General features: G+C 50.2%; 11 protein-coding genes and 1 tRNA gene. 5 read left to right on the forward strand and 7 right to left on the reverse strand.

What is annotated here, in order from left to right; translation table 11 throughout:
* The first annotated feature begins 8 nt into the window (after window positions 1-8).
* Together B4O97_RS09405 and B4O97_RS09410 are read left to right on the forward strand one after the other, a co-directional pair.
* A complete protein-coding gene (locus B4O97_RS09405) occupies window positions 9-2,393 on the forward strand; it encodes a tetratricopeptide repeat protein (protein ID WP_083050321.1) in 2,385 nt (794 codons plus the stop codon).
* Between the two features lie 52 nt (window positions 2,394-2,445).
* Window positions 2,446-2,519 (forward strand) — tRNA-Ile (locus tag B4O97_RS09410).
* 229 nt (window positions 2,520-2,748) lie between these two features.
* Here B4O97_RS09410 and B4O97_RS09415 read toward each other — a convergent pair.
* The 3 genes from B4O97_RS09415 to B4O97_RS09425 form a co-directional block, all read right to left on the reverse strand.
* Entirely contained in the window at window positions 2,749-3,615 is an 867-nt protein-coding gene (locus tag B4O97_RS09415; RefSeq protein ID WP_083050322.1) for an aldo/keto reductase, read from the reverse strand.
* A gap of 65 nt (window positions 3,616-3,680) precedes the next feature.
* Window positions 3,681-4,124 carry a cupin domain-containing protein gene (locus tag B4O97_RS09420; protein WP_083050324.1) on the reverse strand — a complete coding sequence of 148 codons (444 nt, stop codon included), beginning with the start codon at window positions 4,122-4,124 and terminating at the stop codon, window positions 3,681-3,683.
* Between the two features lie 383 nt (window positions 4,125-4,507).
* A complete protein-coding gene (locus tag B4O97_RS09425) occupies window positions 4,508-5,266 on the reverse strand; it encodes a carboxymuconolactone decarboxylase family protein (RefSeq protein WP_083050326.1) in 759 nt (252 codons plus the stop codon).
* A gap of 191 nt (window positions 5,267-5,457) precedes the next feature.
* On the opposite strand from B4O97_RS09425, the gene B4O97_RS09430 reads away from it, so the two are divergent.
* The gene (locus tag B4O97_RS09430; protein ID WP_083050328.1) at window positions 5,458-6,342 is read left to right on the forward strand and encodes an AraC family transcriptional regulator; all 885 of its coding nucleotides are present in this window, start codon (window positions 5,458-5,460) and stop codon (window positions 6,340-6,342) included.
* Window positions 6,343-6,364: 22 nt separating this feature from the next.
* Here B4O97_RS09430 and B4O97_RS09435 read toward each other — a convergent pair whose 3' ends face one another.
* The gene (locus B4O97_RS09435; RefSeq protein WP_198947047.1) at window positions 6,365-6,730 is read right to left on the reverse strand and encodes a cyclophilin-like fold protein; all 366 of its coding nucleotides are present in this window, start codon (window positions 6,728-6,730) and stop codon (window positions 6,365-6,367) included.
* A gap of 482 nt (window positions 6,731-7,212) precedes the next feature.
* On the opposite strand from B4O97_RS09435, the gene B4O97_RS09440 reads away from it, so the two are divergent.
* Together B4O97_RS09440 and B4O97_RS09445 are read left to right on the forward strand one after the other, a co-directional pair.
* Window positions 7,213-8,328 carry a pyridoxal-phosphate-dependent aminotransferase family protein gene (locus tag B4O97_RS09440; protein ID WP_198947048.1) on the forward strand — a complete coding sequence of 372 codons (1,116 nt, stop codon included), beginning with the start codon at window positions 7,213-7,215 and terminating at the stop codon, window positions 8,326-8,328.
* 72 nt (window positions 8,329-8,400) lie between these two features.
* Window positions 8,401-9,888, forward strand: coding sequence for a B12-binding domain-containing radical SAM protein (locus B4O97_RS09445; protein WP_083050331.1), 1,488 nt, complete (start codon window positions 8,401-8,403; stop codon window positions 9,886-9,888).
* 57 nt (window positions 9,889-9,945) lie between these two features.
* On the opposite strand, the gene B4O97_RS09450 is transcribed toward B4O97_RS09445, so the two are convergent.
* The 3 genes from B4O97_RS09450 to B4O97_RS09460 all read right to left on the reverse strand — a co-directional run bounded on the left by B4O97_RS09450 (window position 9,946) and on the right by B4O97_RS09460 (window position 13,223).
* A complete protein-coding gene (locus tag B4O97_RS09450; protein WP_143305626.1) occupies window positions 9,946-11,070 on the reverse strand; it encodes a helix-turn-helix domain-containing protein in 1,125 nt (374 codons plus the stop codon).
* Window positions 11,071-11,102: 32 nt separating this feature from the next.
* Window positions 11,103-11,657 (reverse strand): hypothetical protein, encoded by a 555-nt coding sequence (locus B4O97_RS09455; RefSeq protein ID WP_083050334.1) that lies wholly within the window; start codon window positions 11,655-11,657, stop codon window positions 11,103-11,105.
* Window positions 11,658-11,744: 87 nt separating this feature from the next.
* Entirely contained in the window at window positions 11,745-13,223 is a 1,479-nt protein-coding gene (locus tag B4O97_RS09460) for an acyl-CoA dehydrogenase family protein (RefSeq protein ID WP_083050336.1), read from the reverse strand.
* Window positions 13,224-13,251 lie beyond the last annotated feature (28 nt).

Consider the following 13,251-nt stretch of genomic DNA (forward strand, 5'->3'; position numbering starts at 1 on the left):
TTGAACATATGCTTGATCGAACTTCTGCCCTTATCCAGTGGGGGCGTTACTATACCGGAAGCGGAATCGAAACCGGGATGTCCTTTACAGCTGCTGCTGATGAATACAGGCAACGCATTGAATCCGGTACAGCAGATACGGAAACGATGAATCGCGCTGCGGAGTTTCTCTTTTTCAGCGGTCGCGTCAATCTTCTGCGGGAGCTTGAACCCCTTATGACCGGGAATGATTCACCGGCAGGACCCGACGTCTTTGCCCTCTGCGCCTACGCCTGGGGGGGAACAGATATTTCCCGGGCGGCGGAACTCATTACCAAGGCAACAGGTCTCTACCCCGATGACCCCGAACTCAGCAACGATTTTCTACGCTTCAAACTGATTCAGGGAACATTGGCTCTGCCGGATATCGATGAAGAATCGGAACTGCCCGCCGGTGTTGAGAGTTTTGCCGGACTCCGATCCAGCATCTACCTTCTTTTTTACCTGGCAGATAACAATCTTCTGGAATCCCTTCCTCCGGAAATCGAAGCTGCGGTGGAAGCCCTTGAAAGCCTTGCTTCAAGCAGGACCGAACGAAGGGAAGCACTCCTTGTTAAGGTCGATTATGCCGGTATGCAGGAAAACGAGGAAGCGGAAACCCTGGCCATGGATGAAGCCCTGAGGGAGTTCCCGGAAGACTTTGAGGTCGTAAGTGCCGCAGTGCGGCTGGGAACACGCAGGCTCTCGCTGCATCGGGGGGGAGACCAGGACAGGATTCTTGAATACGCCGACAGATTGTGCAGCTTGCGCCCCTGGCACCCTGAAGGCCACTCCCTGTATGGCACCCTGATGCTGCTCATGTCGTCTGAAGAAATTTCCTCATCACGGAAGCTCTCCCCTTCCGAGCTGCTTCAGAGGGGGATAGAAGCCTTCGAGCAGAGTCTTGCCATCGAAGTGCAGGATCAGCGCAGCTGGGAAGAACTCTTTTTGTCCCTCACCTCATTATACAAACTCATGGAATCCCCGGCAGAAATTGAAGATATTCAGAAAAGAACCCGGGACCACCTGGAACTTCTGCCGGAGGATTTCCGCTCCCAGGCCGATTTTCTGGCAGAGATAGGAAGAAGCCTCTTTGAAAGCGGCATGGAAGAGGAAGGAGATTCTGTTGTTCGCCGGGCAGTGGAACTGGCACCCTTTGATCCGGGAGTAATGCATGCTTCCGGTACAGTGGCCTTTCTCAGGGGGCTGCGCAGCGACAACTCCCATGAACGTCAGGAACTCCTCTATGCTGCGGCTCATGCCTTCCGAAGGTCCTGGAAAACAGAGGAGGATCCCTTCGAAAAAAGCCGTTACCTGATAACCCTGGGGAGTGTGTATAACGAACTGGGAGAAACGGAAGAGGAGCTGGAAGTCCTCACCGAAGGACTCAGGGAGGAACTTCCGGAGGATGAAATATACCTGCGGATCTCCGAGCTGCTGCACCAGAAAGGAGATATACACGGAGCCGTAAAAGCCCTCGAGGAGGGATTCAGGCTGCTGCCGTCTTCTGCAGATCTGGGTATAGAAACAGCCAGGTGCTATTCCAGGGACGGCCGTTTTACCGAGGCCCTTGAGATAATGGACGACCTTCTTAAACGTTATCCCAATACTCCATGGATCTGGAACCAGGCAGGGATAATTCAGATAGAAAAGGGAAACAGCGTCTTCCCCAATTCCGAAGAACAGCAGACAGCATACGAGACCGCCGTCAGGGCCTATGACCAGGCCAGGAGAATGTCCCCCGAGGAGTATACATACCTGGGCAATTACGGTGATGCCCTCCGTCTGTGCGGAAAGCTGGCTGCTTCACAGAAAATCCTGAAAAAAGCCGTTGAACTCAATAAATCTGATGCCTTCAGCCTGAACTCCCTGGGACTTGTCTACAGCGAGAAGGCCAGGCAGGAGAAATCGAAGGAAAAACAGGAGGAACTGATCCTGGAGGCGGAGCGCTTTTTTTACAGAGCGGCGGAATCCGATCCGGAGAACCAGATATTCCTGATTAACCTGGCGGACCTCTATTTTGACCTGGGCTTCTTCGAAGACACAATCGATATATACCAGAGGATAATAGAGACCGATGAGGCCCCCTGGCAGTATTACGATATAATCGGGCTGTGTTATTACAATACAGGGCACCTGGATGAGGCTATCCACTGGTTCAGCCTGGCCATGGAAAAGGAACCCCAGGCACCGGAGGTGGTCAACTCCCTGGGTCTCTGCTATTTCGGAACAGGAAAAATCGACGAAGCCATCGAATACTTCAAGCAGGCCTCCCTGCTGGACCCGGAAAACCCGGTATACCTGGACAACATCGTTATGGCCCAGTACAACCAGATCGGATACTCCGCGGACCCCGGTGATTACCCCAGAATGTAAGTCCGATTCGATTGACAAAATACCCCCGCTTATGCTTTTATATACGCCTGTCGGGCCTATAGCTCAGTTGGTTAGAGCAACGGACTCATAATCCGTGGGTCGTAGGTTCAAGTCCTACTGGGCCCAGAAAAGAGGTTGCCTCCTCAGGAGGCGGCCTCTTTTTCTTTATACGGGACATGGTACAACCGGTCATGGTTTTGTCCTGAATCTACTTAGCTGAAGGTAACGTGCGCCCGGCCGGAATCCCGCGGAAGGTTGTCGTATTTTACTTCGGCGTCATTCGAAAAAATGAGCTGTATGCCGGTAAGAAAACATCCGGCACCACAGCTCCCTTCGCAAAACTTCTCAGGAAATCTTATTTCAGCCTGCCTCCGTAAACGGGAAACATGCTGGCCTCTCCATAGTCCTTGATCTGCTCCATGTTTTTTAAGGTTTCCATGTCTTCTTTGGATATGGAAAAATCAACCTCAGCATTGTTCTTCATGTGGGCCGGATTCGCTGTTTTTGGCAGCGGCAGAAGTCCAAGCTCGAGGCAGTAGCGGAGACCAAGCTGGGGTATGGAAACACTGTATTTTTCGGCAATATCACGTACTGCCTGATTTTTCATCAGCTCTCCATGGGCGACCGGGGAATAGGCTTCTACAAGAATGTCGTTTTCCTGACAATAGTCGATCAGCTCTTTTGGAGTGTTGGTAATATGTGCCAGTATCTGGTTGACCATCGGTTTTACCGTGCAGGATTCAAGAATATTCTCCAGATCTTCCTTCTGAAAATTGGAGACTCCGATGGCGCGCAGCTTGCCTGCTTTATAGGCTTCTTCAAGGGCTCTCCATGCTTCACGATTCCCTTGTGCATAGGGATCGTCCTCGTGGAATTCCATCCAAGGTCGAGGGCTATGGATAATCATCATATCAATGTAATCCAGCCCCATCGTTTTACGAGAATTATCAATGGATGCCACAGCCTCTTCATATGACTTGACTTCAGCAGCGAGCTTGGTTGTCACAAACAGATCTTCCCTTTGTACGCCGCAGGCCCTGACACCTTCACCTACACCCCGTTCATTCTGATACGCCTGGGCGGTATCAATATGCCGATACCCCATCTCCGCAGCATCTTTTACGGCCTGTACAACATCGTCATCGCTGATAAACCATGTACCCAAACCCAGCTTGGGAATCTCTACACCATTCGACAGGGTAAAATTTTCCTTTAAAATCATACTATAATCTCCTCTTGTCTTTTGTTTTCTTGTCAGCCGTTGCTGACGCGTTAGTGTTCATTCTTTTATTGTTCTCCCAGTTTGCCGTAGTACTCGTCTGAAACAGGTTCAAGCCACTCGTTACCGGTCTCGTCACCGGGAATCTCTAGCGAGATATGACTGAACCAGCTGTCGGACTTCGCTCCGTGCCAGTGTTTTACTCCCGTCGGGATATACACAAAGGAACCTTCAGCAAGACTGACGGGGTCTTTCCCCTCTTCCTGATACCAGCCCTCTCCCGCCGTACAGATCAGCATCTGCCCGCCGCCGCTTTTAGCATGATGAATGTGCCAGTTATTCCGGCATCCCGGTTCAAATGTAACGTTAGCCAGAAACAGGGGAGTCTCTCCCGGTTTTACCAGGAAATTGAGAAATGAATCCCCAATAAAATATTGGGCGAACATCTCATTCGGCATGCCTGTTCCGAACATATTTGCTTTTTCGAATTCGTTCTTATTCGAGTATTTCATCGTTCTATTCAGCTCCTCGCATAGTCTTCGCGTATAAAATACCGATTTACCCGGCAACAAAGAATGTCTATTTCTCCATAATAGCTGCCTATTCCTGCATTGTTTTGAGTTTTTGTGCTTATTTATTCGAATATTCTTGCATAATTAATGTATGATAGATATCTAAACAGATCACAATTAAGGAACCTTTTTTTACGTCAATCTTACAGAGACTGTTTGCCGACTTCGATCTTTTTGCGATAGTTCAAGGACAGAAGCCCGGCCTCCACGATAATCAAGGAATACATGCTCATCCGAAACCAGTTTTCCGCACTCTTCGTCCCCGGAGATGCTATTCCCTCGATATTGCCCGTGCCCTTCAGTACAGTGACGGGATTGTCCTGTCACGCATCATCCGGCAATGCTTCCTTTAAGGAGTTCAAGGCATTCAGGGTTCTCGGGAAACCGACATACGGCAGGCACTGGGTAATGGCGGAGATAAGCGTATCCTTACTGTTGCCGACACTGGTATTCCCGTATATATGGGACTTCACCTGACTTTCGCATCCCCCTAGAGAAATAAGAATACACAGCGTTAGCAGCTCCCGTGTCTGTACATCCAGCCCGCTTCGCGTATAGATGTCTCCGAAGCAGCAGGCAGACAGATAATTCTGTATGTGTTTCAGGTTATCCGGGGCATTCCTGTGCATCTGATCGATGACATCCCCGAAGATGGATTTCTGGACCTTCAGTCCCTCATCAAAACGGGTTTCCTCTGTTACCCGCTTCTGGCTTTCAACAGGGAGAGTAATACCGGCCTGCTCGAAAACCGCGTTCGCACGGTTCAGGACGTTGAGAGTTTTGGGGAATCCGATGTAGGGAGCGCATTGATACATGGCTTCTTTTATCTCCACCGGTGAGACTCCAGCGTTAAGCGCGGCGAAAACATGGGCCGAAACCTGGTCCAGTGTCTGGCTCGCGGTTAAAACAACCAGGATGATCAGTTCTCTCGTCGCATCTTTCAGGTCTCCCTGATAATACACTTCACCGAATATAAAGCAGTTCAGCATTTCCTGGAAGTCCGGATCAGACGCTGCGGCGGAAGCTGTCACGTTCCCAAACAACTCTTTATATTTCTTCTGACTCCGTTCAATTCTGTTCATAAACTCCTCCTGATTAAGCTTCTTACAGGTTCCCATTGAATACCATGTAAATATAAAGGAATAATCGGCTGCAAAGAATGTCTATTCAGCCACATCTCTTGCCTATTCCTGCGTAATTATGTTATATTATGTTCTAATATGCGGTTTTTTATACATAATAACCCTGACAACAAATCACCATCAAGGACGACATGAATACTACTATTTTAACTATGAAAGATATTTTACTGGAAAAACTCCCCGCGGAAGGAATCATTGAAACTGGCATTAAGGGTGTTGGTCTGTTCAGACGGGACAATCCTTATAAAAAGCGGCCTCAATTGTACAACCCGCAAATTATCCTGTTAGTCCAGGGGAAAAAGAATATCTATCTGGGTGACAAGACCTTTGTGTATGATCCCCAGCACTACTATGTTCAAACGGTTCCCCTTCCAGTGGAATGTGAAGCAGTCATCGAAGAAGGCAAACCAATGCTGGGAATGGTTATAATGATTGATCCTCAAACCATCGGAGAAATTTTATTCGAGATGGACACGGAAATCCCGCCCGCAACCAGGAAGATGCGCAACAGCCTGTACAACGCATCAATGTCCGATGCAATAACAGACGCTGCATTAAGGCTGTTAAAAACTCTCGACTCAAAGAATGAAACACGAGTATTGGGACCAATTTTTCTCAAGGAAATACTCTTCAAGATAATCTCCGGAGAAAACGGTGAAATTCTGAGAGAACTGGCAATTAACAACAGAGGATTTTATCAAATATCCCGGGTAATCAGTAAAATTCATGAAAATTACTCTCGTCCCATTGAAATTCAGGCCCTTGCCAGGGAGGCGGGAATGAGTTCCACCGCTTTTCACGCCTCCTTCAAAGCCATGACCAGTACATCTCCTCTTCAGTACATCAAGAATATCAGGCTTCATAAAGCGAAAGAAATCATACAGAATGAGGGAGAAAAAGCGAACGCAGCCGCTATGCGTGTCGGTTATGAAAGTTCTTCCCAGTTCAGCAGAGAATATAAACGTACCTTCGGGACAACGCCGGCAAAGGACAGGCAGACTGGCTCTGTTTATTAGAATACATCATCTGCCAACGGTATTACTTCTTCTCTATCCGAACCGTACCTGCCATATCCTTAATATACTGTTCCCCTGATACGGAACGCCCCAAAGCGTAGAGCCCCGCTGCAGAGCCGAAGTCGCCGTAGAACATTACTACGTCTCCCCAGGGAGCATAATACGCGAGACTTCCCACAGTATTATTCGACGCCAGGGGTGTGCCGGCAGTATCAAGTTTGTCGGGCGGATAGAAAATCTTTTCGTTACCACCGAAGTCCTCAACCTTGACGCTCAAAGGCAGCTGGTCATACAGCTCTCTGGATGCCCGGCTGTTGTTCAGTTCAAATACTGTTGTTTTTCCATTTGCCGTTAGCTCGATTATCATCATGTTTTGTTCCTCTTTCACAAATCCTGTTTCTTCATTCAACGATGGAGTTGCTGCTGCTTTTTCGCTGACCCAGGTAACGGGAAAAAATATTATGCCTAGGAAAATTAACAAGAAAACTATACGTTTCAGATTATGACTCCTTTACAAGTATAAATATTATATTTTTCAGGAATAATTACCACTCTGGTGCATCTGTTGCTCTTTTGCGTGCCTCTTAGTCTATATACCTGGAAAATATATATTTCCCTGCAATAAACAGAGTCAGAGGTGAGAAATAGAGACAATACAGCTCAAATAGGAAATTCAGAAAGACATGACACATGTAAGAATGGAGCTATGATCCTTGCGGCCGAGCCTCCGATAGTATTTTCAACTCCCCGAACTACAGCATCCGGAAAAAGTATCCGGGAATGACATTCCGGTTGAGCCCGGAGAATATATGATGATACAATCTCGAGAAGAGATCACGGTTCTTATCATATCCAAACCGGAGGAAACCTATGGAAAACAAGCTGAAGGGAATCGAAGAGATATTGCTCATGGGTCCCGGACCATCCCTCACCTATCCCGAAGTATACGAAGCCATGGCCAGGCCGACCCTCGGCCACCTGGACCCCTACTTTATCGAAATCATGGACGGTATCAAGGAGATGCTCCAGGCTGTTTTCCGCACAAAACACTCCCTTACCATTCCTGTCTCCGGGACCGGTTCGGCCGGCATGGAGACTGTTCTCGTCAACCTGATAGAGCCGGGGGATCCGGTGCTTATTATAATCAACGGTGTCTTCGGCAAACGGCAGCTGGATATAGCCCAAAGATTGGGGGCGGAAGCGGATGCCCTGGAGTTTACCTGGGGAAAACCCGTGGACCCCGATACCGTTGCCCAATCCCTGAAGAACAGGAAGTATAAAATCGTCTCCATGGTGCATGCGGAAACCTCAACCGGGGTATGCAATCCCGCGGAAGAGGTGGGAGAACTGGTGGCATCCCGGGGAGACGGCGCCTTTTACCTGCTGGACACGGTTACCAGTCTTGGAGGCATGGAGGTGGACGTGGACGGATGGAAGGTGGATGCCGTCTACAGCGGAACCCAGAAATGCCTCTCCTGCCCTCCCGGCCTTGCCCCGGTCTCCTTCAGCCAGCGGGCCGTTGACAGCATCATGAATCGCAGGACCAAGGTACCAAACTGGTACCTGGACATGAGCATGGTGGCCAACTACTGGGCCGGAAAAAAACGGGCCTACCACCATACTGCCCCCATCAACATGCTCTACGGACTCTACCAGGCCCTTTATCTTGTACTGGACGAGGGGCTCGAAAAGGTCTACAGACGCCACACGCGGGCCCATGAACATCTGGTGGAAGGCCTTGAAAAGCTGGGCATGAGCATGGTCGTGGAGCCTCCCTATCGCCTTCCCATGCTGAACGCGGTCCGGATACCAGAAGGCATAGACGATGCCGAGGCACGAAAGCGCCTGCGTTACGAACACAACATCGAGATCGGCGGGGGGCTGGGCGACTTTGCCGGCAAGGTCTGGCGCATCGGGCTGATGGGAAACACCGCCCGTCCGGAGCATGTCGACCGGCTGCTGAAGGCACTGAAGGCGATTATTTAACCAGGGGTCGTCACTCCCTTTTCATTGCCGTTTTTCGGAAGCAGGGGTATACTGGAGTATCAAGGTACAGCCATGAACCTTCTTTTAGTATACCCGGAGTTTCCCGAGACGTTCTGGAGCTATAAAAGGGCCCTGAAGTTCGTCCTGAAAAAATCCGGAAGCCCTCCCCTGGGACTCCTCACAGTCGCCGCCATGCTGCCCGCCGACTGGAATATTGAACTTGTCGACATGAACGTCTCTTCCCTCAGGACGACCAGTATCCGCAGGGCGGATCTTGTGTTTGTGGGGGGAATGTCCGTACAAAAGGATTCAGCCCGAAGAGTCATCCAGCGCTGCGCCGGAATGGGTGTAAAAACCGTGGCGGGGGGTCCTCTTTTTACCACGGGATGGGAGAGTTTTCCAGAGGCAGATTATTTTGTTCTGAACGAAGCGGAACTGACCCTGCCTGGGTTCCTGCAGGATATTCAACACGGTTCAGCAAAGCGTATCTATTCCACGAAGAAATGGGCGGACCTTGCCGATACTCCCCTGCCCCGCTGGGACCTGATAAAAACAAAGAAGTACGCCTCCCTGTCGATCCAGCACTCCCGGGGCTGTCCCTTTAACTGCGAGTTCTGCGACATAACCCTGCTGTACGGCAGGCAGACACGCATTAAAACGAGTTCCAGGATTACCGCTGAACTGGACAATATTTACTCCACCGGATGGAGGGATAACGTTTTTTTTGTGGATGACAACTTCATTGGAAACAAATCAGTCCTGAAAAAGGAGACCCTGCCGGCCATTATCCGCTGGATGGAGAAACACCGCTACCCGTTTACCTTCAACACCCAGGCTTCCATAAACATCGCCGATGACGAAGAGCTGCTGCATCTCATGGGTAAAGCAGGATTCAACAGGGTTTTTGTCGGAATTGAAACCCCGAACGAAGCCAGCCTGAAGGAGTGCTCGAAGGTACAGAATATAAACCGGGACATGCTCGCTTCCATACGGAAGATCAATAAGCACGGAATCGAGGTCCAGGGAGGATTCATCGTCGGTTTCGACAGCGATCCTGCAAGTATTTTCGAGGACCAGATCCGCTTTATCCAGGAGAGCTCGGTAGTAACCGCCATGGTCGGCCTTCTGACCGCGTTGAAAGGAACACAGCTTTACCAGAGACTGAAGAGGGAAAACCGCCTTACAGCTGAAGAAACCGGGAACAATACGGATCTGTCGATAAATTTCAGACCCGCAATGAAACTGGATACCCTTCTAAAAGGATATAAAAGCATTGTCTCCACCATCTATTCACCAAAATACTATTACAAACGTGTTAAAGAGTTTCTCAAGATATATTCCCCGCCTATCAGGAAATTCTTCAGATTTCGCCCGGTCCATATCTTTGCACTGATACGATCAGTCATACTCCTCGGGATCATCGGGAAAGAGAGGCTGCAATACTGGAAGCTGATGCTGTGGACAATCCTCCGGCGGCCGCGCTGTTTTCCGCTGGCTACAACCCTGGCTATCTACGGTTTTCACTACCGCAAGGTCTTTGAAAAGCTGCCGCGGGTGTAATTTCTTTATAGTGGTTCTCACAGCTCACAGAAAGATTTTTCCCCTGCTCATCAGAAATCACGAATCCGCCGCCCATTCCGTTTCATGCCGGCGCGCATATTCAGAAGGCGAAAGGCCTGTAGTTTCCTTAAAAACCCGGTTAAATGTACTCTTGGAAGAAAATCCTGCTTCCAGGGCCAATTCCAGAATACTGTGATTATTCAGTGCCCCTTCTTCGATACGCTCCCGAAAGTACTGCAGGCGGTAATCGTTGACCAGGGAACAGAAGGACTGTTTATAAACATGGTTAATCACATACGAAACGCGATTCGGGTGTATATCAATTCGCTTGGCCAGTTTTCGCAGGGATAGTCTGGAATCAAGAAAAACACCTGCATCAAAAGCTTTGCGTATCTGTTCAGTGATCAGCTGACTGTCCTGGTCCGAAATATGCGGCTCTTTGCTGCGATCGGCGGTAAAAGCCCTGTCGTATCCTGCAAGCAGCTGAGGTGCTGCAAGAGCAAGAAGTGAGATCACATACACGAGTATCGCCATTGCCGCAGCCAATATGAGGAATGGGAGTTCTCCCCCCGCGGCAAGCCGGGCATTTGCCGGCGGGTTCACAGCAACAAAGGCAAAAGCGACAAGAACCAGGGACGGCAACACAACCAGGAGCTGCAGCCAGAGCCGAGTATGACCGGCAAGATTCCTGCCATCTTTGCCGAATACAGTCCGAAAGGCGAAGACCAGACAGAGGGCGTTTACAACAACTTTAAGTGCGTTTCGTATCGGAAGCCAGTGCGGTGGGAATCCCGCGAAAACAGAAAGCACGAACTCCTTATACTCCGGAAAATCCATACCTATTACTGTTATGGCAACTGCGGTGGTTTCCGAAATATACGGAACAAGATACACGATCGAAGGCCTCGGCAATCGGGTACTTCCGGTACTGATATTCCTGATAAACCACCAGAGCAGCGGTCCAAAGAGAAAAGGCAGCGGAGTAGTTATCGGCCACAGCCAGGGGGCCCTTAGAAGGGTTTCAGGGTTCCAGGAAGGAATCGTACCCAGTCGCAGGGAAAAGACCAGGACAAGCAGGGCCAGGGGCAGATTAGCATAATGCCGAAAGCGTAAACCTATCAGTACGAGCAGCAGAAGTCCCTGAGCCGCACCCAAACCTGCAAGAAACTCTAGAAAAGACACATCCCGAGTATAACCCGGGACGCTTCAAAAGGCTATTTAAAAAACGTTGGAGCTGCAATCGCTCCATCGGCAAGCCGCTCTACGTTAAAGTAACCGTTAGTGATAGTCAGGGTATTCGTACTGCCGTATTCTTCGAGGGTCCCGCTGAAGGAACCTCTGACAGCTCCACCGACTTCTCCGGAATAGGACTCCAGGATAAAGGTGAAATCCCGGTCGCTGACGGCATAGTAGTCGGTGATCCCGTCGATGGTAAATCCTACACCTCCGACATCTTCCGCTCCAGTAAGAGTATAGGTTCCGGGAGTATTGTTTACGAAGCGAAATGCAAAGTATGGCCCCTGATCCATATTCGTAACACCCTCGCCGGAAGCGGTAATGTAATACACATTCAGGCTTGAATGTTTAGCGCCATTGGCGCCTGAGTCGAAGACATCGTCAGCAGTAAATCCGTTGGTTAAAACATAATCCGTACCGTTTGCCGTAAAAGACACGTAAAAATTCGTATCATCCCCGGCTCCGCCGGAACTGCAGCAGGTCAGAATGAGCGCCAGACATCCGGCACATACAGATAATGTTGCTTTTTCCATACCCTCTCTCCTTCATTTTCGATGAATGAAAAAAGAGTATCCCATATACAGCGAGAGATCGTCCCAATATGTAATATGGGACCACTTTTACCCTGGAACAAAGCCCAGCCAGGCGCTCCCCGCTTCGTAGTCCTCGATCAGCTGGATCTCCCGGGAATCCGCAAAGCTCCCAAGCAGCGATTGAATACGGCGTTTCATTATTTCCAGACAATTCTCGGCCAGATCATGCCGGAACCCACGATCGGCCAGGGTCATTACCATCTGCACAGAAATCAGGCGTCCCAGGATACGGCCTAGATCAACCTTTTTTCGCTGAGAAAGACCGCTTTTCAGGGAGAAATCCAGGGATTCCCTCATCCAGGATGATGCGCGGGAAGTAAGATCAGAGTTCTTCAGATACCGATATAGATTGGATTCCTTCAGGCGATTCATTGATTTGAGCACGGTTTCGGCAATTTGTTCATAAAGGATGTCGTTGGAGCCCTCGAATATCTGAAAAGGTCTGCTGTCAACCAGGGACTGCCCTGCAATGTGATCCCGACGATACCCTTTGGCACCGACCAGCTGTAAAACTGTCTGCGCTGCAGACTGCATCATGTCGGTTATAACACTCTTGACGGCATTTGCCGGCAGAGCAAGACCGGAACAATCCTTTTCCACCCCCGCCGTACCCGTGGAGTAGGCGCACATGGCGGAACTTACCGTGTAGTAGGACTGCAGCACCGCCATGCGGTTCTGCACCTGATCGTAACCGGACAGGGATTTCCCTCCGACCTTTCGACTGCGTACATGCTGCCGCGCCTCGTCCAGAAGACGTTTCAGAAAGCCCATGGCCATTCCCGGAAACTGAAGCCGGCTTCGATGCAGAAGATCCAGCAGCATCCGGACACCGCTGCCCTCCGGTTTGAGGCGCCTCTCTGCCGGCAGGCGGGAATCTATCCTGTTGCGTCCGTAGGGGATCATCTCCAGGCCAAGGCTGTCGTAATACTCTTCCACTTCAATACCGCCCAGGCTTTTGTCCCACACGAAGAAATTGATGCTGCGATCCAGGCCCCCGTCTTCCGTTTCTCCCCGGGCGGTCAACAGCCAGTAGTCGGCCCGACCGGTAAGCCCTCCCCAGTGTTTTGTACCCCGCAGACGGTAGCCGCCTTCTTCCTGCCGGAAACTGCTCTGCATCTGCAGGGCATCGGTGCCGAAATCCGGCTCGGTAATCATCAGTCCGCCCATACTCCGGTGATGCAGAAAATCATTAAAGACTTTTTCCTGGAGGTTCTCTTCGGCGTATTTGGAAACGGGCTGTAAAAAAAGGGCGCCGTTTATTCCCGTAATCAGCGAGAATGGCAGGGATTCATAGGAACAGGTTTCCAGTACCGTCAGGCACTCATGTACCTTCTGCCCCCGTCCGCCGAATCTGGAGGGAATAAAAACCGAGAACGGCGAGGCATCCAGGAGCCCTGTACTCCAGTCTTCCGGCGGACTGATAAGGGGATTCTGAAATGCCGATTTGAGCTTAGCTTTCAGGTTTCTGATATATTCCGGGAAATCCGGAAGATTACTGTTTTTCATGCACACTCACCTTGCTTGCCGAAGTTGC

Origin of the sequence: Marispirochaeta aestuarii (assembly GCF_002087085.1) — a bacterium.
Lineage (GTDB): Bacteria > Spirochaetota > Spirochaetia > JC444 > Marispirochaetaceae > Marispirochaeta > Marispirochaeta aestuarii.